The sequence below is a fragment of the Streptomyces sp. NBC_00019 genome, assembly GCF_045041015.1.
GTDB lineage: Bacteria > Actinomycetota > Actinomycetes > Streptomycetales > Streptomycetaceae > Streptomyces.
The window spans coordinates 3,232,001-3,252,115 of sequence record NZ_CP108302.1 but is presented as its reverse complement, the minus strand read 5'-3'; the positions used below and the strand labels follow the sequence as shown (position 1 = coordinate 3,252,115).

The 20,115-nt window shown below is 70.9% G+C and carries 20 protein-coding genes; 6 read left to right on the top strand and 14 right to left on the bottom strand.

Features of this window, described 5'->3' with window-relative positions:
• The first annotated feature begins 638 nt into the window (after positions 1–638).
• Positions 639–2,003, top strand: a complete 1,365-nt coding sequence (locus OHU89_RS15520) for a DUF2252 domain-containing protein (RefSeq protein ID WP_405643224.1) — start codon at positions 639–641, stop codon at positions 2,001–2,003.
• Between the two features lie 18 nt (positions 2,004–2,021).
• Here OHU89_RS15520 and OHU89_RS15515 read toward each other — a convergent pair whose 3' ends face one another.
• Together OHU89_RS15515 and OHU89_RS15510 are read right to left on the bottom strand one after the other, a co-directional pair.
• A complete protein-coding gene (locus tag OHU89_RS15515; protein ID WP_405643222.1) occupies positions 2,022–3,626 on the bottom strand; it encodes an alpha/beta fold hydrolase in 1,605 nt (534 codons plus the stop codon).
• Between the two features lie 29 nt (positions 3,627–3,655).
• Positions 3,656–4,168 (bottom strand): DUF1269 domain-containing protein, encoded by a 513-nt coding sequence (locus OHU89_RS15510; RefSeq protein ID WP_405643220.1) that lies wholly within the window; start codon positions 4,166–4,168, stop codon positions 3,656–3,658.
• Between the two features lie 229 nt (positions 4,169–4,397).
• Between OHU89_RS15510 and OHU89_RS15505 the strand changes: the two genes are divergently transcribed.
• Positions 4,398–4,682 carry a hypothetical protein gene (locus tag OHU89_RS15505; RefSeq protein ID WP_405643218.1) on the top strand — a complete coding sequence of 95 codons (285 nt, stop codon included), beginning with the start codon at positions 4,398–4,400 and terminating at the stop codon, positions 4,680–4,682.
• Between the two features lie 31 nt (positions 4,683–4,713).
• Here OHU89_RS15505 and OHU89_RS15500 read toward each other — a convergent pair whose 3' ends face one another.
• From OHU89_RS15500 to glnA, 5 genes are all read right to left on the bottom strand, one after another.
• Entirely contained in the window at positions 4,714–5,298 is a 585-nt protein-coding gene (locus OHU89_RS15500) for a hypothetical protein (RefSeq protein ID WP_405643217.1), read from the bottom strand.
• A gap of 5 nt (positions 5,299–5,303) precedes the next feature.
• On the bottom strand, positions 5,304–6,221 hold the full coding sequence (htpX, locus tag OHU89_RS15495) for a zinc metalloprotease HtpX (RefSeq protein WP_405643215.1): 918 nt from the start codon (positions 6,219–6,221) through the stop codon (positions 5,304–5,306).
• Positions 6,222–6,317: 96 nt separating this feature from the next.
• Positions 6,318–7,754: a hypothetical protein gene (locus OHU89_RS15490; RefSeq protein ID WP_405643213.1), complete on the bottom strand. Its 1,437-nt coding sequence runs from the start codon at positions 7,752–7,754 to the stop codon at positions 6,318–6,320.
• Between the two features lie 77 nt (positions 7,755–7,831).
• Positions 7,832–8,089, bottom strand: a complete 258-nt coding sequence (locus OHU89_RS15485; RefSeq protein ID WP_266893415.1) for a hypothetical protein — start codon at positions 8,087–8,089, stop codon at positions 7,832–7,834.
• 121 nt (positions 8,090–8,210) lie between these two features.
• Positions 8,211–9,620, bottom strand: a complete 1,410-nt coding sequence (gene glnA, locus OHU89_RS15480) for a type I glutamate--ammonia ligase (protein ID WP_266893416.1) — start codon at positions 9,618–9,620, stop codon at positions 8,211–8,213.
• Positions 9,621–9,819: 199 nt separating this feature from the next.
• On the opposite strand from glnA, the gene OHU89_RS15475 reads away from it, so the two are divergent.
• Complete coding sequence (locus OHU89_RS15475) at positions 9,820–10,290, top strand: RDD family protein (protein ID WP_405643211.1); 471 nt, start codon at positions 9,820–9,822, stop codon at positions 10,288–10,290.
• 63 nt (positions 10,291–10,353) lie between these two features.
• Here OHU89_RS15475 and OHU89_RS15470 read toward each other — a convergent pair whose 3' ends face one another.
• The 4 genes from OHU89_RS15470 to lipB form a co-directional block, all read right to left on the bottom strand.
• A complete protein-coding gene (locus OHU89_RS15470) occupies positions 10,354–11,055 on the bottom strand; it encodes a DUF4191 domain-containing protein (protein WP_405643209.1) in 702 nt (233 codons plus the stop codon).
• Between the two features lie 60 nt (positions 11,056–11,115).
• Positions 11,116–11,316: a hypothetical protein gene (locus OHU89_RS15465; RefSeq protein ID WP_361477094.1), complete on the bottom strand. Its 201-nt coding sequence runs from the start codon at positions 11,314–11,316 to the stop codon at positions 11,116–11,118.
• A gap of 257 nt (positions 11,317–11,573) precedes the next feature.
• The gene (gene lipA / locus OHU89_RS15460; protein ID WP_266893420.1) at positions 11,574–12,539 is read right to left on the bottom strand and encodes a lipoyl synthase; all 966 of its coding nucleotides are present in this window, start codon (positions 12,537–12,539) and stop codon (positions 11,574–11,576) included.
• 204 nt (positions 12,540–12,743) lie between these two features.
• Entirely contained in the window at positions 12,744–13,541 is a 798-nt protein-coding gene (lipB, locus tag OHU89_RS15455; RefSeq protein ID WP_405643207.1) for a lipoyl(octanoyl) transferase LipB, read from the bottom strand.
• Positions 13,542–13,757: 216 nt separating this feature from the next.
• On the opposite strand from lipB, the gene OHU89_RS15450 reads away from it, so the two are divergent.
• Complete coding sequence (locus OHU89_RS15450; protein WP_405643206.1) at positions 13,758–15,227, top strand: regulator; 1,470 nt, start codon at positions 13,758–13,760, stop codon at positions 15,225–15,227.
• A 114-nt stretch (positions 15,228–15,341) separates the two neighbouring features.
• Here the strand turns inward: OHU89_RS15450 and OHU89_RS15445 are convergent, their stop codons facing one another.
• Together OHU89_RS15445 and OHU89_RS15440 are read right to left on the bottom strand one after the other, a co-directional pair.
• Positions 15,342–16,697 (bottom strand): NAD(P)/FAD-dependent oxidoreductase, encoded by a 1,356-nt coding sequence (locus tag OHU89_RS15445; RefSeq protein WP_405643204.1) that lies wholly within the window; start codon positions 16,695–16,697, stop codon positions 15,342–15,344.
• Positions 16,698–16,960: 263 nt separating this feature from the next.
• Entirely contained in the window at positions 16,961–17,866 is a 906-nt protein-coding gene (locus tag OHU89_RS15440) for a TIGR01777 family oxidoreductase (protein WP_405643202.1), read from the bottom strand.
• A gap of 62 nt (positions 17,867–17,928) precedes the next feature.
• Here OHU89_RS15440 and OHU89_RS15435 point away from each other — a divergent pair, with 62 nt between their 5' ends.
• Positions 17,929–18,408, top strand: a complete 480-nt coding sequence (locus OHU89_RS15435; protein ID WP_405643200.1) for a GNAT family N-acetyltransferase — start codon at positions 17,929–17,931, stop codon at positions 18,406–18,408.
• A gap of 199 nt (positions 18,409–18,607) precedes the next feature.
• Here OHU89_RS15435 and OHU89_RS15430 read toward each other — a convergent pair whose 3' ends face one another.
• A complete protein-coding gene (locus OHU89_RS15430; protein ID WP_266893426.1) occupies positions 18,608–19,240 on the bottom strand; it encodes a TetR family transcriptional regulator in 633 nt (210 codons plus the stop codon).
• An 83-nt stretch (positions 19,241–19,323) separates the two neighbouring features.
• Between OHU89_RS15430 and OHU89_RS15425 the strand changes: the two genes are divergently transcribed.
• Positions 19,324–20,109: an SDR family NAD(P)-dependent oxidoreductase gene (locus OHU89_RS15425; RefSeq protein WP_405643198.1), complete on the top strand. Its 786-nt coding sequence runs from the start codon at positions 19,324–19,326 to the stop codon at positions 20,107–20,109.
• The last annotated feature ends 6 nt before the right edge of the window (positions 20,110–20,115 follow it).

The window sequence follows — 20,115 nt, the reverse complement described above, 5'->3', positions numbered from 1 at the left end:
ATCACGAGGCCACCGACTGACCACAACACCTCAGATGGCCCCGGTCGGATCACACAAGATCCGACCGGGGCCGCTTCCTGTCACAACAGTCCGACAGCCGGTCGGCTCCGAGACTTTAAGGTCTGGCGATCAGCGGGGCCCCTCCAGGAGCAAGACAGGGGGCCCGGTGGAACCCAAGACGCGGTGAAGCCATCCGGCCCCACCTCGCCGTGAGCTTACGGGCCCCCTGCCATGCTCCTGCCCCGCAGACCGCCAGACCTCAAACTCTCTCCGCCAACCTCCCACCGCCGCAGACGAACCGCCGCCATCGGCCCGAAAGTGCAGGTCAGACAGGTTTCCGGGCACATCCAACGGGTACATTGTCTTTAGAGGAAGTCGCCGTCCGGCGTTTGAGGACGAGGCCCTTCGGGCCGATGGGGGTCCAGGGGGCGGAGCCCCCTGGGGGCGGGGTCGAAGGGGCGGCAGCCCCTGGTGGATGGGACGGGTAGGGGCGGCGGGGGCGAAAACCCTCGGGGCGCACCCACATCCCGTCACCCGATCGCCGTACCCGACATGCGCAGCCCCCCGTCCCACGCTTCGCTGCGAACAGGAGGTGGCGCGGCAGACCCGGGAGGCGCGATGCACAGGCAGGGCGGCAGATGACCACCCCCGGCACCGGCACCCCCCGCACCCCCACCGACCGAGCCACCCAAGGCCGAGCCGCCCGCAAACGCACCCCCCGCTCCGCCCACGCCGCCTGGATCCCCTCCATCGACCGCCCGGACCCCGTCGCCGTACTGGAACGACAGGGCCGCGACCGCCTACCGGAACTGCTCCCGATCCGGTACGGCCGTATGACCGCCTCCCCCTTCGCCTTCCTGCGCGGCGCCGCCGCAGTGATGGCCGCAGACCTCGCCGCCCAGCCCCACACCGGCCTCACCGTGCAACTCTGCGGCGACGCACACCTCCTCAACTTCGGCCTGTACGCCTCACCGGAACGCTCCCTGCTCTTCGACCTGAACGACTTCGACGAGACGTTCCCCGGCCCCTTCGAGTGGGACGTCAAACGACTCGCCGCGAGCGTCGTCGTGGCCGCCCGCGAGAACGGCCACAGCGAGGCGAAGGCGCACCGTGCCGCCGTGGAGGCGACGGCCGCGTACCGCACATCCATCCACCGACTCGCAGGGCTCGGCGAACTGGCCGTCTGGTACGAGCGGACGGACGCCGACACCCTGCTCCCGCTCCTCCGCTCGGCCCGCCACCGAAGGCGCGTCGAGTCCAGCCTGACCCGGGCCCGCCGCCGCACCAGCCTCCAGGCCCTCGGCAAGCTGACGGAGGTAGTCGACGGACGCCACCGCATCATCAACGACCCACCGCTGCTGGAATCCGCCGGCACCTCCGACACGGCGGCCCTGCGCAAGATCTTCAGCGACTACCGCTCCACCCTCTCCGAGGAGCGCCGCCTCCTGCTGGACCGCTACCGCTTCGTCGACGCCGCCCGCAAGGTCGTCGGCGTCGGCAGTGTCGGCACCCGCTGCTTCATCGTCCTGCTCGCCGGACGGGACGCGGACGACCCGCTGTTCCTGCAGATCAAGGAGGCACGGAAGTCCGTACTGGAGGAACATCTGCCGCATGGCCCCTACGTCCACCCCGGGCATCGCGTCGTGGCCGGCCAACGGCTGCTCCAGGCGGCCAGTGACATCTTCCTGGGCTGGATGACCGGACCCCAGGGACGGGCCTACTACTGGCGCCAGTTGCGCGACATGAAGGGCTCGGCGGACGTCGCCGGCATGACCCCGGCCGCCCTCACCTCGTACGCCCGGCTCTGCGGCACCGCCCTCGCCCGGGCCCACGCCCGCTCCGGCGACCGCATCGCCATCGCCGCCTACCTGGGCAAGGCCGACACCTTCGACCAGGCCGTCGCCGAGTTCGCCCGGACCTACGCAGCCCAGACCGTCACCGACCACACCACCCTGGCCGCCGCGGTCGCCGCGGGAGTGGTGAGAGCGGCCCCGGAACTCTGACGGCCCGAGACCGAGCTCTCAGGCGTACCGCTCCAACAGCCCGCCCACATAGGCCTCCAGCCGCCCGCCCAGCACCGCCGGCGTCAGCTCGGTCCGCCCCAGCTCGCGCCACGGCCCCGCCAGTTTCCCGGCGTCGGGGGCGTAGGCGAGGGAGTCGAGCAGCCGCCAGTACAGGTGATCCGTGCCGTCGGAGAGTCGACGTCCGCCCTGGGCCTCGTAGCGGTCCCGGAAGCCGAGCCCGTGCTCCGGCCCGTGCAGCAGCGCGAGCGCCGTCGAGCAGTGGGCGACGTCCAGGTCGGCGGGGCCCCACGAGGTCTCGACCCAGTCGACGACACCGCTGATCCGCAGGTCGTCGGTGAAGAGCACGTTCCCGGGGTGGAAGTCCCGGTGCAGGAAGACACCTTCGTACGACGGTGGATCGCGCCGGATGACGTCCACGGCCCGCTCCCACAGCGCATCCTCGGGTACGCGCACCCTCTCCGGTGACGTCCACGCCTGATAGGCGCGCGGCCGTTCGTCAGGTACGACCTGGTGGATCCGTACGAGTTGGGCCGCCAGCAGATCGAGCCGCCGTACGAGATCCTCCTCGTCGACCCGCACCCGGCCCGGCAGCCGGGACATCAACAGGCCCGGGTGATCGCTGTGTTCGGCCGTGGCGTCCACGGCGAGCAGCTCGGGGACCGGGATGCCGTCCTGGCCGGCGAGCAGTGTGAGGATCGACGCCTCGCGGTTCAGCAGGCCGGGCGCGTGGTGCCGGAAGAAGGGCTTCACGAAGGACCGCAGGACCAGGTCCGAGCCGTCGTCGAGGGTGAGCCCGCGCATCTGCGAGCTCCAGCCTCCGGACAGGAAACGGGTGGTGGCGACCGTACGGCCCGCGGGCAGCTGCTTGGCCACCCAGGCTCGGGTCGCCGTCCAGCCCTCGACGAGCAGCGCGTCGACGAACTCCCGCCGGTCCTCGGCGTGATCGTGGAACCAGAGGCCCAACCGGTGCTGTGCGTCCGGGACGTCGAGGCGCGTGTACTGCGACCGCGCGGCCAGCGCGTCCTGGACGGCCTCCGTCACGGCGGGCGGGATGACCTCGTCGTGGCCCGGCACCGCGAGCACCGCCCGCCCCTCGTACGCCCGCAGCGCGTCCAGCGCGGGCGCCCCGCGCCAGCTGTCCGGGGTGCGCAGGATCGCGCGGAACCGGCTGTCCCCGCTGCCGAACGGCACGTCCCACGCCTCGGCCGCGTACACCGCCGGCGAGCACAGCCCGATCGCCGTCACGCGCTCCCCGTAGTGCCGTACGAGATCCGCCACCGTCTGCCCGCTCATGCTGAACCCGACGAGGATCAGCGGCCCGTCCGCCGGCACCCTCGCGTCGATCACCGCGACGGCCTGCTCGAAGCGCCGGCGCAGGCTCAACTCCCGCAGCTCACCGGTGGATTCGCCGTGCCCGGAGAAGTCGAGGGCCAGGACACCGCAGCCCATGCCCGCGAACTCCTCCACGACTGGCGTCAGCCGCTCCTTGCTGCCGTTGCCCGCCCCGTGCAGCAGAACGGCGGTGGCCCGGTCCGGGCCACCGCCCCCGTACACCCCGCTGAGCCGTTCGCCGTCGTGATGCTGAGTGAACGAGGAGATCATGACCTCATTCACTCATGGCGGCCCCGGCGTCAGGAAGCGGATTCCGCCTTCGGTGACCGCGCCGCCGCGATCGCCTCGCGCAGATGGTCCTCGTCGGCCTGGCTCAGCGAGGTCTGCACCAACTCGCCGCCGAACGGGGCGAGTTGCGGGATCACCTTGTCCTGGGCGGCCTGCTTGACCAGGATGAACAGGGCGGCGGCGCCCGGCCGCAGGTTCTGGCTGAGGTCCTTCATGAAGTTGTCGTTGATACCGGTGTCGGTGACCGCGCCCCCGGCGGCGCCGGCCGCCGCACCCACCGCCGCACCGAGCAGCGGGGCCAGGAAGAGCAGCCCGATCACCCCGCCCCACAGGGCGCCGCCCGCCGCGCCCACGGCGGTGTGGTTGACGGCCTGGTGCAGCTTGATCCTGCCGTCCTCGCGCCGCTCGACGACCACGACGTCCTCCAGCTCGACGAGATGCTGCTTGGACAGCTCGATCACCTTCTCGCGGACCTGGTTGGCGGTGGCGAGGTCGTTGTAGGCGACGACGAAGAGATCACTCATCCGGGAACACCCCTTATCGGTGCAATTTGGCGTTTCGCTCGACTTTAGGGTGCCGGAATGCGGGGCGCACGCCAGGGAGCGGGAAAAGGAGATGCACACGCAGTGACCGTCTCCCTACGCTGGACACGCATTGCGGAGCTGCTCCCCACCGCTTGCCGCAGGACCGGTTTCACCGGGCGGCCCCGGGACTACTCTGCTGCTCACCCACCCACGCACACGGAGGCCCGTGATGGGCACCATCGTCATGGCCGGGGCCGCGGTCCTGGTCGTCCTAGGATTCGGGAACCACGTCTACTGGCTCGCCGCAGCTGCCGTGCTCTTCCTGTACACGCAGTACGGGCGGGGCGCGTCCTCGACGCCCTCCTCCCGGGGCGGTTCCTCGTCCGGGGTCATGCCCAGCGACTACCGGGCGTACCGGGAGCGCCGTGACAAGCAGGCCAAGTGGGAGCGCCGCTACCGCCGCGACCGCCCCTTCGAGTCCCGCCGTCAGGAGCGCGAGAAGAAGGGCAAGTGAGCCCTTGCCGGGTGCTCCCCGGTCACCGGTGTCAGAGGCCGGGGGCGCCCCACACCGGGAACCAGCGGCTCAGGTCCTGCTCGATCCGCAGATCGTCCCCGAGAGCCGCTTTGACCCGCAGTTCCAGCGCGTTGTCGCGCCGCTGCCCTCCGTCGGGCAGTGGCGCGAAGGGGAACCAGGTACCGCGCTTGTAGAGGTAGACCAGCGCGAGCGTACGGCCCTCGCCGTCACGGAAGCCCGCCAGCGAGCACAGCAGCTGCGGGCCGAAGCCGTTGACCTCCATCGAGGCGTTCACCGCGTGCAGGTCGTTCACGAGCTGGGGAAGCTCGTCGGTGGCCCGCTCGGAGACCAGCCAGGAGTAGCCGTACTCGTCGCGTCGCAGCTGGACCGGGGGGCCGTCGCGGTCGGCGTCCGCGTCGAGGAGCGCCTGCACCTCGCGGTGCGTCTGCTCGAACGCGGCGCCCTCGACCGTGGCGAAGCACACCGCCCCGCTGCCGGTCGGGGTGAACCCCGCGGCGGCCTCCAGGGTGACGGCCGCCGACGGCAGTGCGAAGAGCTGGTCGAGATCGGGCGCGACCGGTTTCGTACGCCCGAGCAGAATGTCCAGCAGCCCCATGGGTGTCAGTCCGCCTTCCCCGGGGTCGCGGCCTCACCCAACTCGGTGGAGATCCGGCCCAGTTGATCCAGTCGCTGTTCCAGACTCGGGTGGGTGGAGAAGAGCCGGGCGATGCCGGGCTCGGACCCGAGAGCCGGGGTGAAGTAGAAGGCGTTGAACGCCTGCGCGGTCCGCAGATCCTTGGTGGGGATCCTCGCGATGTCCCCGGAGACCTTGGTGAGCGCGGAGGCCAGCGCCGAGGGCCGCCCCGTCAGCTGTGCGGCGGCCCGGTCGGCGGCCAGCTCCCGGTACCGGGACAGGGCCCGGATGAGCAGGAAGGAGACGGCGTACACGGCCGCGGAGACCCCCATCACCCCCGCGAAGATCACGGCGGTGTTCTGGTCCTTGCGCCCGCTGAAGATCTGCGAGTAGAACGCGAACCGCACGACGAGCCCCGCGATGACGCCGAGGAAGGAAGCGACGGTGATGACGGCGACGTCCTTGTGCGCCACATGCGACAGCTCGTGCGCGAGGACGCCCTCCAGCTCGGCCGGCTCCAGCCGCCGCAGCAGGCCCGTCGTCACACACACCACGGCATGATCCGGATTCCGCCCGGTGGCGAAGGCGTTCGGCATGTCGATGTCCGACACGGCGACCACGGGCTTGGGCATGTCCGCGATGGCACACAGCCGGTCGACGACCCCGTGCAACTCCGGATACTCCTCCCGCCCCACGACCCGTCCCCGCATCGCGAACAGCGCGACCCGGTCGGAGAACCAGTACTGCGCGCCCAGCATCCCCGCGGCGATCACCACGACCAGCACCCAGGACTTCAGCAACACGATCAACGCGGCAACGAAGGCCACGTACAGCAGTCCGAGCAGAAAAAGCGTGACCGCCATACGCACGGTCAGCCGCCGATCGCTCCGGAAACGGCTCTGCATCTGCATCACCCCGCAGTCAGGCACTCGCCCCACTGCCCAGTGTGCACCCGGCCCCACCATGAAGCGGTCGTGATCACCTCTAGGACCAGCAAAGGTTCAGTCCTTGAGCCCGGCCTCCCACTTGCGCCGCTTCAGCACGTACTCGCTGAACAGATGCGCACCACGGTCGAGCAGTTCACCCACCTCCACCGTCCCGGGCGGCGCGTCCGCCGTCGGGTGCCAGCGCTGCACGGACTGCCGGGCCCACTGCCGGAGTTTGTCGTCCGGGTCGTCGAGCAGCGCGACGGAGGCCCGCAGCCGGACGAGCCCGTCACGCGCGTGCAGCAGCCGGAACGCGGCGACCCGCACATGCCGGGACCGCTCCACCGCGAGCCGCTCCATCAGCCGGTCCGCGTCCAGCGACCCGACCGACGGCAACAGCGCCACGGTCGCCTCCCGCACCACACCGGGCGCCGGATCGTCGAGAAGCGGCAGCAGCCGTCGTACGTCCACCACGTCCAGCCCCCGCAGCCCCGCCACGGCCCGCGCCCGCACCCCCGCCGCCGGGTGGTCGAGCAGCGGCCACAGCAACGCTGCGTCCACCCGCTCCCCGCACTCCGCGAGCCCGATCACGACCCCCGGAGACAGACCGTCCGCACGCGCACACCGCTCCCGGTACCAGGGCAGCGGATCGCCCCCGCCCTGCCGCACGACATACCGCGCGCAGGCCCGCACCACCCCCGACCGGTCCCCGAGAAACCCCACCGCCCGCTCCACCCGCCCGGCCCGCCGCAACGCGGTGACCCCGGCCGCCCGAGCCTGCGGCCCACGGGCGGCGAGCAGCGGTTCGAGTACGTCGTCGTGAGGCCCGTCCTTGTCCGAGACGGCGGCCAACGCGGTGTCGGCGCACAGCGACTGCACGACCGGGTCGCTGTCACGGGCGGCGGCCCGGGCCAACTCGACGGGGGAGAGGAACCCCTCGTCGACGGCGAGCCGGTACGCGTACCGGCGTACCCCTCGATACGGGTCGGCGTACAACGGGGCGAGCGTCTCCGGAAGCGCGGCCCGCAGCACCGCGGTGGCCAGAGCGCTGACGAAGTCCCCCCGGTCCCGCCGCCCGATCCGCAGCACCAGGCCCATCACCCGCACCGCAGCCTCGGCGTCGAGCGTCTCCGTCAGCCGCCGCCGTGCCACTTCCCGCACCGGCGCGGCCCAGTCGGAACACCGCACGACGAGCAGCGGCAGCAACCCGGGAAAATCGACGGCCCGCCACAGCGAGGCCTCTCTGACCCTGCCCTCGCGGTGGCACAGGGCGAGCGCGAGCTGACCCTCGCCGAGCGGCCCGCCGGACAGCAGGGCATCCTTGACCGCCCGCCCACCCTCGGTCTTCTCCCAGGCCGGCAACCACACGACCCGTTCCGTATCCCAGGAGATCGTCCGTACCCCGGCGTCCAACGCGATCCAGGCGGCCGGATCACCTGTGTCGAGCGCTTCCCGCAGCGGGACCCCTTCCGCGAGCCGCACGGCCGCAGCGGCCCCGTACCAGATGTCCATGCCCACCCCTGACCAGCCCTGATGTGTCCGGCGATCGTAGGTGGCGGGACCGCGTCGAGTCGCGCGATATACGAGGCCTAGAACGGCGCCCGGAAGTTCGTGTACCCCAGCAGCACGATGACCGCCGCCACACATCCGAACACGACCGCCGTCGACACCCACGGCGACCGCGGCCGTCGCACTCGCTCGGGCTCCGGCCGGAACGGCTGGGCCTCAGGCGGGTTCTCCTTCCAGCGTGCGGCGAGCATCCGGGCCCGTGCCGAGGGCTCCTTCTCCTCGGCGCCGTCGGCCCACCGGATGTCGAACTCCCGCTCCTCGTCGTCCCGTTCGGCCATCCCCGTAACCCCCGGTCGCCCTTCTCGCACGTCTGTTCCCGAAACCATACGACGGCGCCCCCGCCCTGAGAAACCAGGAACGGGGGCGCCGAGAGAGCCGGGAGAACCGGCCCAGGTTCGATCACACGTCGAAGTACAGCTCGAACTCGTGCGGGTGCGGACGCAGCTGCAGCGGCGCGATCTCGTTCGTGCGCTTCAAGTCGATCCACGTCTCGATCAGGTCCGGCGTGAAGACGTCGCCCTGGAGGAGGAACTCGTGGTCGGCCTCGAGGCGGTCGAGGACGGCCGGGAGGGAGGTCGGGACCTGCGCGACGCTCGCGTGCTCCTCGGGAGCCAGCTCGTAGAGGTCCTTGTCGATCGGCTCGGCCGGCTCGATCTTGTTCTTGATGCCGTCGAGGCCCGCGAGCAGCAGCGCGGAGAAGGCCAGGTACGGGTTGCCGGAGGAGTCGGGCGCACGGAACTCGACGCGCTTGGCCTTCGGGTTGGAGCCCGTGATCGGGATACGCATGGCCGCGGAGCGGTTGCGCTGCGAGTACACCAGGTTGATCGGCGCCTCGAAGCCCGGGACCAGACGGTGGTAGGAGTTCACCGTCGGGTTGGTGAAGGCGAGCAGCGACGGGGCGTGCTTGAGGATGCCGCCGATGTAGTAGCGGGCCATGTCCGACAGGCCCGCGTAGCCGGCCTCGTCGTAGAAGAGCGGGGAGCCGCCGGTCCACAGCGACTGGTGCACGTGCATGCCCGAGCCGTTGTCACCGAAGATCGGCTTCGGCATGAAGGTCGCGGTCTTGCCGTTCTTCCAGGCCACGTTCTTCACGATGTACTTGAAGAGCTGGAGGTCGTCGGCCGCGGCGAGCAGCGTGTTGAACTTGTAGTTGATCTCGGCCTGGCCGGCGGTGCCCACCTCGTGGTGCTGGCGCTCGACCTGGAGGCCGGAGGCGGCGAGCTGGAGGGAGATCTCGGCGCGCAGGTCGGCGAAGTGGTCGACCGGCGGGGTCGGGAAGTAGCCGCCCTTGTAGCGGACCTTGTAGCCGCGGTTGTTCTCCACCGCACCGGTGTTCCAGGCGCCGGCCTCGGAGTCGATGTGGTAGAAGCTCTCGTTCGCCGAGGTGGCGAAACGGACGCTGTCGAAGACGTAGAACTCCGCCTCGGGACCGAAGTACGCGGTGTCCGCGATACCGGTCGACGCGAGGTAGGCCTCGGCCTTCTTGGCCACGTTGCGCGGGTCACGGCTGTACTGCTCGCCCGTGATCGGGTCGTGGATGAAGAAGTTGATGTTGACCGTCTTGTCGCGGCGGAAGGGGTCGACCCGGGCGGTCGAGAGGTCCGCGCGCAGCGCCATGTCGGACTCGTGGATGGCCTGGAAACCACGGATCGACGAGCCGTCGAACGCGAGCTCCTCGTCCGGGTCGAACGCCTCGACGGGCAGCGTGAAGTGCTGCATGACGCCCGGCAGGTCGCAGAAACGGACGTCGACGAACTTGACGTCCTCGTCCGCGATGAACTTCTTGGCCTCGTCGGCGTTCTGGAACATCCAGCTCCTCCTACTCCCGACGGTTCCCTGCCGGGGTGGTAGTTCGTTTGTGCGGCCAGTGCGGTGGCACACGATGACGACGACATTAGGGACGCGTGATTTCTCGGGCGTGACCCATTTGTTTCGCACAAGTTAACCGGACATCCCGCTCCGCACCCCACCTGTCCGCATCCCGAAACGCGGGCAGTACGGTGGACGGGTGGACAAGAGGGAAGCAATCGGATCGTGGCTCTCGGGGCCCCGTGCGGCCGCCGAACAAGCCGGTGTGGACTTCGGATACCGCGGGCAGCAACTGGGCCTGCCGGAGGAGGGGCCGGGCTCCATCGCCCGGCCGGGGCGGCGGCTCGGAGCACTCGCCGTGGACTGGGCGATGAGCGTTCTGATTGCATCCCAATTGATCACTCAGGGCTACGAAGTCCCGGCGTCCTCGAACTGGGCGCTGCTGGTCTTCTTCGTGATGAACGTGCTCACGGTCGGGACGATCGGTTACACCCCGGGCAAGCGTCTCTTCGGCCTGCGCGTCGTCGACCTGTCGACCGGCCGCCCGAGCCCGCTGCGCGGCCTCCTGCGCAGCGCCCTGCTGTGCATCGCCGTCCCGGCCCTGATCTGGGACCGCGACGGCCGGGGCCTGCACGACAGGCTGGCACGCACGGTCGAGGTGCGGATCTAGTTCTCCTACGACGAAGGGGCGCCCGGAGATCTCTCCGGGCGCCCCTTCGTCGTAGGAGGTCGATCAGCGTGCCTTCGGCCCGCCCTTGGGCAGCTTCATGCCCTTCGGCATGGGCCCCTTCGGCAGCGGCATGTTGCTCATCAGGTCACCCATGGCCCGCAGCCGGTCGTTGGTCGCGGTCACCTGGGGGCCGGTCAGCACGCGGGGCAGCTTCAGCATGCTGGTGCGCAGCTTCTTCAGCGGGATCTGGTCCTCGCCCGTGCCGACGATCAGGTCGTGCACCGGCACGTCCGCCACGATCCGGTTCATCTTCTTCTTCTCGGCGGCCAGCAGGCTCTTCACCCGGTTCGGGTTGCCCTCGGCGACCAGGACGATGCCGGCCTTGCCGACGGCCCGGTGCACCACGTCCTGGCTGCGGTTCATCGCCACCGCGGGGGTCGTCGTCCAGCCCCGGCCGATGTTGTCCAGCACGGCCGCGGCTGCGCCCGGCTGGCCCTCCATCTGTCCGAAGGCGGCCCGCTCGGCCCGGCGTCCGAACACGATCGCCGTCCCGAGGAAGGCGAGCAGGATGCCCAGGATGCCCAGGTAGACCGGGTGACCGATCAGGAAGCCGATCGCGAGAAAGACACCGAGGATGAGGATGAAGACACCCGCGAGCACCAGGCCGATCGTCTTGTCGGCCTTGCGGGTCATCTTGTACGTCAGGGCGATCTGCTTCAGTCGCCCGGGGTTAGCGGCATCGGCCGCACTGTCACTTCTCGCCATGCCACGAAGTCTACGTGGCCCGAGGAGCGCCGACGACGGCAGTGTCCCGGAGGAAAAGCTTCAGGGACGGACGGTGAACGACCGCTCCAGCACCTGCTGCGCCTCGACCCTGTCCTTGGCGCGGCGGCGGTCCTCCAGCACGGACGTCCAGGCGTTGCGGCGGGCGGTGCGCTGGCCGCTGCTCATGAGGAGCGACTCGACGGCACGGAGTGCATCGGTGAACGACGGGATGGCGGTGGCGCGAACGGGCGCGGCCTGCATGATGGAGGTCCCCCCTCAGGGATAGCGGCTCTGGTGAGTGGTGCACGGGCTGTACAACCAGGGTCACTGATTGGTGTTACCAGGGCGTGACCGACCGGTCAAACACCAATGAAGCCTTGATTTGCGGCACGAGAACACTGAAGCGGCCCTGACACCGCCCCCATCTGCGGGGACGTCCAGGGCCGCGTCAATCGGTCGCTACCGAGCGGTAGTTGCTTGTGCTCGGATTCACACGCTCCGAGTGGCACTCCGTGCCATCACACGGCCTGCGACGCGACGTAGGAACCGCGCTTCTCGATGGCCATCTGGTAGAGCCGGCCGGCGCGGTACGAGGACCGGACCAGCGGGCCGGACATCACACCGGAGAAGCCGATCCGGTCGGCCTCCTCCTTCAGCTCCACGAACTCCTGCGGCTTGACCCAGCGCTCCACGGGGTGGTGGCGGACGCTCGGGCGCAGGTACTGCGTGATGGTGACGAGCTCGCAGCCGGCGTCGTGCAGCTGCTGGAGCGCCTCGCTGACCTCCTCGCGGGTCTCGCCCATGCCGAGGATCAGGTTGGACTTGGTCACCAGACCGAAGTCACGGGCCTCGGTGATGACCTTCAGCGAGCGCTCGTAGCGGAAGCCGGGGCGGATGCGCTTGAAGATCCGCGGGACCGTCTCGACGTTGTGCGCGAAGACCTCGGGGCGGGACTCGAAGACCTGCTGGAGCAGCTCCGGCACGGCGTTGAAGTCGGGGGCGAGCAGCTCGACCTTGGTGTGGCCGCTCTCGCGCTCGGCGGTCTGCTGGTGGATCTGGCGGACCGTCTCGGCGTACAGCCAGGCGCCGCCGTCCTCCAGGTCGTCGCGGGCGACGCCGGTGATGGTGGCGTAGTTCAGGTCCATGGTGACCACGGACTCACCGACGCGGCGCGGCTCGTCGCGGTCGAGCGCCTCGGGCTTGCCGGTGTCGATCTGGCAGAAGTCGCAGCGGCGGGTGCACTGGTCGCCGCCGATGAGGAAGGTGGCCTCGCGGTCCTCCCAGCACTCGTAGATGTTGGGGCAGCCGGCTTCCTGGCAGACCGTGTGGAGCCCCTCGCTCTTCACGAGTTTTTGCATCGCGGTGTACTCGGGACCCATTTTCGCCCGGGTCTTGATCCACTCGGGCTTGCGCTCGATGGGGGTCTGGGCGTTCCGGACCTCCAGGCGCAGCATCTTGCGTCCGTCGGGTGTGACTGCGGACACATCGGCTCCCTGTAGCTTCGATTCTTCGGCGTACACCAGGGTACGCCCCGTGTTTTGTAGGGCCCTACCGGTGAGGCCAACCTCTGGACTCCGGGCTCCATTCCCCACCTGGGGGCGCGGGGCTGTATCGATATGCGGCCCCGCCGCGTGAGTGCGACCAGCCCTCACCGGCCCGCAGGTGACGACGGTCTTCCATCGGCGCGACTACGCCGTCGCCTTCTCGATCTCCCGCGGCTTCGGATCCGCATTCTCGAGTACGTCCCTCAGGTGCCGCTCGACAACCGGCAGCACCTCGGAGATCGTCACGTCCCGCCCGAGTTCGTCCGCCAGGGACGCGACCCCCGCGTCCCGGATCCCGCACGGGATGATGCGGTCGAACCAACGGTTGTCCGGGTTCACGTTCAGCGCGAAGCCGTGCATCGTCACGCCCTTGGCCACCCGGATCCCGATCGCCGCGATCTTGCGGTCCTCGCGGCGCTGGCCGGCGTTGGACGGGGCGTACTCGGGGCCGTTCATGCGCGGGTCGAACTCCTCGTCGTGCAGACGGGGGTCGAGGTCCAGCGACAGGCCCCCGATGGACGGGCGCTCCTCGACCGGATCACCGAGCACCCATACGCCACTGCGGCCCTCGACCCGGCTGGTCTCCACGCCGAACTCCGCGCAGGTGCGGATCAGGGCTTCCTCAAGGCGTCGTACATGCGCCACGACGTCCACCGGACGCGGCAGCTTCTGGATGGGGTAGCCCACCAGCTGACCCGGACCGTGCCAGGTGATCTTGCCGCCGCGGTCCACGTCGACGACCGGGGTGCCGTCCAGGGGGCGTTCGCTGTCCGCCGTGCGCCGTCCGGCCGTATACACCGGCGGGTGTTCGAGCAGCAGGACGGTGTCGGGGGTCTCGTCCGCGAACCGTGCCGCGTGCACCCGGCGTTGCTCGTCCCACGCCTCCTGGTACTCGACGGCGTCCGCGCCGAACCCCATACGGACGAACCGCAGCTCACTCACGGCAAGCGCCTCCCCGGAGAGTCGTAAGGCACGAAGTGTGCCTACGCCACTGTACGACTCGCCGTCTCGCGTCAGCCGTGCGGCCAATCCTCACACGATCGGATGAACGAACGTCGAAGTGTGCGATCGTCTGCTCACTCTCCGCTACATTCGCGCCGTCCTATAGAGGCCATAAGGGCTGCTCACAGGCAATCCGGGCAGGAGACACCACCCCAGATGACGGAACGACCCGCGCAGCGCACTCCCAACCGCCAGCTCGCCGCGCTCATCGCAGAAGCGGGGTTCTCCAACGCGGGGCTCGCCCGTCGGGTGGACCAGCTCGGTCTCGAACACGGGCTTGATCTGAGATACGACAAGACATCCGTGACCCGGTGGCTCCGCGGACAGCAGCCGCGGGGCACGACACCCGCCCTCATCGCCGAGGTCTTCACCCGGCGGCTGGGGCGCCGGCTCTCCGCGCAGGACCTCGGGCTCGACGCCTGTGCGCCGGTGTACGCCGGTCTCGAGTTCGCCGCGACCCCCGAGGAGGCCATCGACATCGTCAGCGGGCTGTGGCGCAAGGACTCCGGCAGCCACGCCGAGCTGCGCAAGATCGCGTTCACCCCGGCGGGGCTCGTCGTGCCCAGCCGGGACTGGCTGATCGGGCGGGCCGACGACAAGGTGGCCCGCGGCGAGCCGCCCTCCCCCACTCTCGGCTTCGCTCGAGCGGGAGGGACCCCCACCGTCCCCACCCAGGGCCGCCCGGTGGTGCCCCGGCAGCGCGGCGCGGAGCGCGGCCCGGGCCAGAAGGTCACCGGCGGCGACATCGCGGCGCTCCGCTCGGTCGGCGACCTGTTCCGCTCCCTGGACGACATGTACGGCGGCGGTCACGCCCGGCAGGCCCTCGTGCGGTACCTGGAGCACGAGTGCGAGCCGATGCTGCGCGGTATGTACGGCGAGCAGACCGGCCGTCGGCTGTTCTCGGCGGCGGCCGACCTCACGAGGCTCGCGGGCTGGACGTCGTACGACATCGCGGCGCATGGGCTCGCGCAGCGGTACTTCGTGCAGTCGCTGCGGCTCGCGCAGGCGGCGGGGGACCGGGCGTACGGCTCGTACGTGCTGATCACGATGAGCCGGCAGGCGGTGTACCTCGGGCACGGGCGGGAAGCGGTGCAGCTGGCGCGGGTGGCCCAGCAGGGCGTCGGCACCAATGCCCCGCCGGTGGTCCAGGCCCTGCTGCACGCGGTCGAGGCGCGGGCGCACGGGGTGCTGGGCGAAGTGCGGGCGTGCACGGGGGCGCTGGTGCGGGCCGAGCGGGCGCTGGAGGCGGCTCGGCCCGGTGACGAAGTTCCTTACTGGGCGCGGTTCTTCGACGAGGCGCAGCTGGCGGACGAGTTCGGTCATGCCCACCGGGATCTGCAGCAGTTCCGGGCGGCGGCCCAGCATGCCGAGCGGTCCCTGCAGTTGCGGGCGCCCGCGTATGCCCGCAGCCGTCTGTTCTGCCGTGTGGTGTTGGCCTCCGCCCGGCTGGGGCTGGGTGAGCTGGACCAGGCGTGTGCGCTGGGGGCGGAGGCGGCGGGGGCCGCTGTGGAGATGCGGTCGGTGCGGGCGATCGAGTATGTGCGGGACTTCGAGAAGCGGTTGGAGCCCTACAAGGACGCGGCGCCGGTGAGGGGGTATCGGGACAAGGTCGCGGCGCTGGGGTGATGTCTTCACCGTGACTTCGGAGGTTGTGGGGTCTGCGCGACTCCGTCGTGGCTGGTCGCGCCCCCGCGGCGGAGCCGCATATCGATACAGCCCCGCGCCCCTTTGGGGCGCGTTTCAGGCAGCCTGCGTTGTCGGGATCGGTTCCGCCCTGTGCATCGGGGTCGCCGAGCCCAGGTCCGTCAGGATCGCCGTCGACGCCCTGTGGCCCGAGTGCAGCGCGCCCTGGACCGTGCTGGTGTCCCTGTGGTCGCCGCACACGTACAGGCCCGCCAGCAGGCGTACCGGGCGGCGCAGGTCGTGCGGGGCCCGCATCGCAGGTACCGCTTCGGGTGTGTGGTGGACGGCGAGGGTCTCCCAGCGGGTGGTGGACGTGCCGTACAGGCGGGACAGGTGCCTGCGTACGGCCGTCTCGACGTCCGGTGGGGGCGGGCCCAGGACCGTCGACGAGATCAGGGAACGGCCCGCCGGAGCACGGGACGGATCCACCTGGCTGACCACCGCCGTGTGGGCCACCGGGCCGCCCCGGTCCGCGTCCAGCAGCAGCGCGGCGCCCGTCTCCGGGGGCTCGTCCGTCGTGTGGTGGACCACCGTCACCGGGTGGAAGTCCGGTACGCGCAGGCCCGGGAGGAGGTCCGCTGCCGTGCGGGCGTCCGTCGCCAGCAGTACCGCCCGGCAGCGGAACTCGCCGTGCTCCGCCGTGGTCACCGAGCTCGTCGACACCGAGGTGACCCGCACCCCCGTGTGCACCGTGCCGGCCGGCAGCGAGCGCGCCAGCAGCTCCGGCAGCACCTCCGCGCCGCCCTCCGGCACACACAGCCGCCCGGCCGCGAAGGCGCGCAGCGCGAGGTCGGCGCACCGGCTGGACGTGGTCAGCTCGGGGTCGCACAACAGCGCGGCGAGCAGCGGGCGCAGAAAGCCGTCGACCGTCCGGGCGGGCAGACCGCGGGTGGCGAGGGCCTGGGCGGCCGGCGACTCGGTGCGGCACAGCAGGCGTTCGATCGGGGTGTTCGCGATCCGGGTGAGCGCTGTCCCGAGACGGGCCTGGTCGACGCCGCTGCCCAGGGGGGCGACTCCCCGTGGCGTGCTTCGCGGAACCGTCGGCCTCGGGGCGCTCGCCAGGGCGCGCACCGCGTGGAGTGCGCCCCTTGCGCCCCCTGCGCCGGGGGGCGCGCTCGCGCGATGGTGGCGCCCGTCGCTGTGCAGCAGGACGCCCGGCGCGAACGGACGCAGGACGAGTCCGTCGAGCCCTGGTGTCCTGCGTAGTTCCGGATACGCCGTGGACAGCAGCTGTCCGATCCGGTCGAGCCGGAATCCGTCGACCTTCTCCGTCGACATACGGCCGCCCACCCCATGGGCGGCCTCCAGCACCGCGGTCGTCACTCCTGCGCTGGTCAGCCGATGCGCGGCGGAGAGCCCGGCGACCCCGGCTCCCACGATCACGACGTCCGCCTGGTACGCGGGCTCAAGCACGTGCCCCTCCTCGAGGTTGCGCGGCCGGTGGAGACGTCATGCCCCCAACTGGCTCCGGGGATACCCGAGTTCGGCTTGAGGTTAAGGCGGTAGTCGGTCAGGAACAGTCGCGCATGAACAGGGCACGGTCGCACGCCGGTCGCATACGGTCGCCCCTTCTTCATTGCTCCGCCTCCGGGGCGCCTCAGTCGGTGTCGAGAGGACCGACCGTGCTCAGCCCTTCGGGCCTCCGCGCGCTCGGCCCTCTCGACACCGGCGCGCCCCTACGGCTCCGCGTGCGCGGCTCGGACGGCTCCTTCGATCTCCGGGAACGCGAAGGTGAACCCCGACTCCAGCAGCCGCTTGGGCACCACCCGTTGGCTGCCCAGGACGTCCCCGGACATCTCACCGAGCACGGTCCGCAGCACCGGCGAGGGCACCGTGAAGAGCGTCGGCCGGTGCAGTACGCGCCCCATGGCCGCGGTGATCTCCTGGTTCGTGACCGGGTTCGGGGCGGTCAGGTTGAACGGCCCGGACAGCCCGTCGGTGTCGATGAGATGCCGGATCGCGGCCACCTCGTCGTGCAGCGCGATGAACGACCAGTACTGCCGCCCGTCGCCCAACCGCCCCCCGAGCCCGGCCTTGAACAGCGGGAACAGCCGCCCCCAGGCACCCCCCTTGCGCGCCACCACCAGCCCGGTCCGGGTGAACACGGTCCGTACACCCGCCTCCTGGGCCGGCGCCGCCGCACCCTCCCACTCCACACACAGCTTGGGCAGGAACCCCTCCCCGGCGGGCGCGCTCTCGTCGACGACCCGGTCGCCCGTCTCGCCGTAGAAGCCCATCGCACTGCCGTTGACGAAGACCCGCGGCGGCTTGTCCAGCGAGGCGACTGCCTCGGCGAGCGCGGAGGTGCCGAGCACCCGGCTGCACCGGATCCGCGTCTTGTACGCCTCCGTCCAGCGCCGGTCGCCGACCCCGACACCCGCGAGGTTCACGACGGCGTCGCACCCGGCCAGCCCGCCCGTGTCCACCCGCCTCCCCTCGGGGTCCCAACGGACCTCGTCCGCATCTCCCGGTGCCCGGCGTACCAGGCGCACCACCTCGTGTCCGTCGGCGAGCAGGGACCGGACCAGGGCACCGCCGATGAGACCGGACGCGCCGGCCACCGCGATTCGGGAACGCTGCATGGCGTCAATTCTGCTCCGAATTCACGCAAAGGCCCGGTCTTGTGCGCCGTAGGGTGGCCGACATGCACATACGCCACGCCACCCTCGACGACGAGGACACGCTGGGACGCCTCGACCGCGCCACCTGGTCCACGCTGCACGCCGTCTCGCCGCGCCCCCAGCCGCCGCACGAGCCCTTCTACGGCGAGCGGTTCGGCCCGCGCGACCATCTGGTGGCCGAACTCGACGGCGTGCTCGTCGGCTACATCCGGCTCGGCTTCCCGACCCCGCTGGCCTGCAACGCGCACGTCCGCCAGATCCAGGGCCTGGTCGTCGCCGAGGAGGCGCGCGGTGCCGGAGTGGCGCGGGCGCTGCTGCGGGCGGTGCAGGAGGAGGCCAGGAAGTTGGGCGCGCGCCGCATCACGCTGCGCGTCCTCGGGCACAACGCCCCGGCCCGCAAGCTCTACGAGTCCGAGGGCTTCGTGGTGGAAGGCGTCCTGCCCGAGGAGTTCCTGCTGGACGGCGAGTACGTCGACGACGTGTTCATGGGGCGCAGTCTCTGACCTGGTCGGCCTCGGCGGCCGTACGACGCCTGCGGACGACCAGATAGAGCGCGGCCCCCGCGACGAGCAGGGAGATCAGGAAGAAGACGGGCACGGAAGCCTCCTGCGGACGAGTCGGTCGGTGAGAACACTGCCCATCCTGACGATCAAGGCACCGATCGGCGGGCAGGCCACGTCGACGCGTTCGCAACCGCTGCCGTCAGCCCGTCAGCAGTCTCATGCCGCCCACCAGTTCCCGCAGGCACCGCACCGCCAGCTCCGCGGGTGAGCCCGGGCCGCTGGTGTCCGCGTCCGTCTCCGCCCAGGTCTCCAGCGCCACCCGGATGGCGTCCGTCGCGGCCGCGGCCGTGAGGCGTACGTCCAGCGGGTCGGCGTCCGGCCCGGCCAGCCTCGCCACCACCGGGATCAGCTTCTCCTCGGACTCCTGGTTCACCCGGTACCACACGGCCCGCAGCGCCGGGTCGGCCACGGCTGCCCGCAGCAGCGCCCGCGTCTGCCGCAGGCCCTCCGCCGCGTGCGCGTCCGGCACGGACAGCGACTCCCCGATCGCCCGCTCCAGGGCCCGCGGCAGCCCGGCGGTGCCCGGCTCCGACGCGGCGAGGAGCTCGCGCCAGCGGTCGGCGCCCCGGGCCAGCAGCGGGCCGACGGCGTCCTGCTTGTTGCGGAAGTACCGGTAGAAGGTGCGCAGGGCGACCCCGGCCCGCTCGGCGATGTCCTCGGCGGTCGTGCCATCGGGTCCGTGCTCGGTGAACAACGCGGCGGCGGCGCGTGCGATGTCGAGCTGGGTCGCCGCCTTGCGGCGCTCGGTCAGTGAGAGGGGCTTGGTGCTCACCGGGGAAGCCTACGCCGGAGCTCCGACATTGGCATCTTTCGCCTTGATGGCAAAACGTGCCACCCAGGCGTACCGTGAAGGCCATGAACCGTTACGAGAACCGACGCGCCCTCATCACCGGCGGCGGCTCCGGCATCGGCCAGGCCACCGTGCTCCGGCTGCTCGCCGAGGGCGCCACCGTCGTCGCCGCCGACATCAGCGAGGCAGGCCTGAAGGACACCGTCGAAAAGGCGGGCGCCGGCGCGCGGCGGCTGACCACGGTCCTCGTCGACATCGCCGACGAGGCCTCCGTACGGCAGGCCGTGGCCCTCGCCGTCGAGGCGCTGGGCGGGCTCGACGTGCTCGTCAACGCCGCCGGCATCCTGCGTTCCGCCCACACCCACGAGCAGAGCCTCGCCGACTTCAACCGGATCATCGCGGTCAACCTCACCGGCACCTTCCTGATGATCCGCGAGGCGATACCGGCCCTGCGCGAGGGCACCGGCCCCGCCGTCGTGAACTTCAGCTCGACCTCGGCGACCTTCGCCCACCCCTACATGGCGGCCTACGCGGCCAGCAAGGGCGGCATCCAGTCCATGACCCACGCGCTCGCGAGCGAGTACAGCAAGCAGGGCATCCGCTTCACCGCCGTGCAGCCCGGCTCCATCTCCTCCGGCATGACCGACGGCTCGGGCGCCAGTGGGCAGAGCACCGGCCCGGGCCTTCCCGAGGACACCGACTGGGACCTCTACACCAAGCTCGCACCCGCCCTCGGGCGGGGCTTCGCGGGCCCCGAGACCGTGGCGGGCGTCGTCGCGATGCTGGCGAGCGAAGATGGCCGGTTCATCACCGGTACCGAGGTCCGCATCGACGGCGGGACGCACTTCTGACGTCGC

Excerpts from the sequence above, each read along its gene's own strand:
- OHU89_RS15520 (WP_405643224.1), top strand. The coding sequence starts at position 639 with ATGACCACCCCCGGCACCGGCACCCCCCGCACCCCCACCGACCGAGCC.
- OHU89_RS15515 (WP_405643222.1), bottom strand. The coding sequence starts at position 3,626 with ATGATCTCCTCGTTCACTCAGCATCACGACGGCGAACGGCTCAGCGGG.
- OHU89_RS15510 (WP_405643220.1), bottom strand. The coding sequence starts at position 4,168 with ATGAGTGATCTCTTCGTCGTCGCCTACAACGACCTCGCCACCGCCAAC.
- OHU89_RS15505 (WP_405643218.1), top strand. The coding sequence starts at position 4,398 with ATGGGCACCATCGTCATGGCCGGGGCCGCGGTCCTGGTCGTCCTAGGA.
- OHU89_RS15500 (WP_405643217.1), bottom strand. The coding sequence starts at position 5,298 with ATGGGGCTGCTGGACATTCTGCTCGGGCGTACGAAACCGGTCGCGCCC.
- htpX (WP_405643215.1), bottom strand. The coding sequence starts at position 6,221 with ATGCAGAGCCGTTTCCGGAGCGATCGGCGGCTGACCGTGCGTATGGCG.
- OHU89_RS15490 (WP_405643213.1), bottom strand. The coding sequence starts at position 7,754 with ATGGACATCTGGTACGGGGCCGCTGCGGCCGTGCGGCTCGCGGAAGGG.
- OHU89_RS15485 (WP_266893415.1), bottom strand. The coding sequence starts at position 8,089 with ATGGCCGAACGGGACGACGAGGAGCGGGAGTTCGACATCCGGTGGGCC.
- glnA (WP_266893416.1), bottom strand. The coding sequence starts at position 9,620 with ATGTTCCAGAACGCCGACGAGGCCAAGAAGTTCATCGCGGACGAGGAC.
- OHU89_RS15470 (WP_405643209.1), bottom strand. The coding sequence starts at position 11,055 with ATGGCGAGAAGTGACAGTGCGGCCGATGCCGCTAACCCCGGGCGACTG.
- OHU89_RS15465 (WP_361477094.1), bottom strand. The coding sequence starts at position 11,316 with ATGCAGGCCGCGCCCGTTCGCGCCACCGCCATCCCGTCGTTCACCGAT.
- OHU89_RS15450 (WP_405643206.1), top strand. The coding sequence starts at position 13,758 with ATGACGGAACGACCCGCGCAGCGCACTCCCAACCGCCAGCTCGCCGCG.
- OHU89_RS15440 (WP_405643202.1), bottom strand. The coding sequence starts at position 17,866 with ATGCAGCGTTCCCGAATCGCGGTGGCCGGCGCGTCCGGTCTCATCGGC.
- OHU89_RS15435 (WP_405643200.1), top strand. The coding sequence starts at position 17,929 with ATGCACATACGCCACGCCACCCTCGACGACGAGGACACGCTGGGACGC.
- OHU89_RS15425 (WP_405643198.1), top strand. The coding sequence starts at position 19,324 with ATGAACCGTTACGAGAACCGACGCGCCCTCATCACCGGCGGCGGCTCC.